The following is a 710-nucleotide window of genomic DNA, read 5'->3' as shown; positions in this document are numbered from 1 at the left end:
AGCTGCTAAGAGAAGTATTGGGAACGGTGCAAATCAGGTTCCTGATATGGTTTTTTTCAAATCTCAGATAGGATCTAATGGCTACGCTTGCTCTCCAAGCGGATACATTTTGCAATGGGGCCTACTTACCGGGGGGAATCAGTATGATTTTAACTTTCCCATATCTTTCCCTACCGGAGGTTTCATTTTAATTGGAATGGCACATACTACCGATACTGCCGGTGTAACTGCACTATCGATAGTAAATGGGTTTATCAGAGGTAATTCTGCAGGATATTTAGCAAGTGCCAATATCGTTAACGGGGCACCTCAGTATTTCGCTAGATCGATACAGTGGTTCGCCTTAGGAAAATGATAATTTCAGTTAGTAACCAAGCATAATATAACAAGCTGTTTGGAGTCTCGTTGGGATGTGTGGGTATGGTGCATTAGAAACGTCTCTAAAGACTGCAGAAAATCCAATGGTTGACCGAGGACCGAAGGAAGCAGTGAAGCCACCATTGATGGTATCGGCTCCAGTCAGTAATCCACTTAAAATCCCGCTGGGAAAAGCAATCGGATAGGTTGCTTCTCCCACTGTGCCTGCTCCAGAATTTGAAACCGTCCCCCATTGAAGGATCAAAATTTTTTGTTTCCCCGCCTCACTTAATGGAATCTTCAAGTACCCACCGGCGGAAATTAGTCCTAGGATGCCGCTACGATCTGAGGCC

At 44.6% G+C, this 710-nt stretch carries 1 protein-coding gene and 1 pseudogene; one reads left to right on the top strand and one right to left on the bottom strand.

Annotated features, from left to right (window positions below; all coding sequences use genetic code 11):
• The coding region (locus HV355_RS24055) for a phage tail protein (protein ID WP_220470808.1) at positions 1–355 on the top strand (355 nt) is incomplete at its 5' end.
• Positions 356–364: 9 nt separating this feature from the next.
• Here the strand turns inward: HV355_RS24055 and HV355_RS23970 are convergent.
• Positions 365–710 (bottom strand): annotated as a pseudogene (locus HV355_RS23970) (phage tail protein); the annotation flags it as partial.

The sequence above is a fragment of the Enterobacter sp. RHBSTW-01064 genome, from assembly GCF_014103035.1.
In the GTDB taxonomy this organism is placed as follows: Bacteria; Pseudomonadota; Gammaproteobacteria; order Enterobacterales; family Enterobacteriaceae; genus Enterobacter; species Enterobacter mori.
The sequence above is the reverse complement of the archived record's forward strand: the minus strand, read 5'-3'. Positions and strand labels throughout refer to the sequence as shown.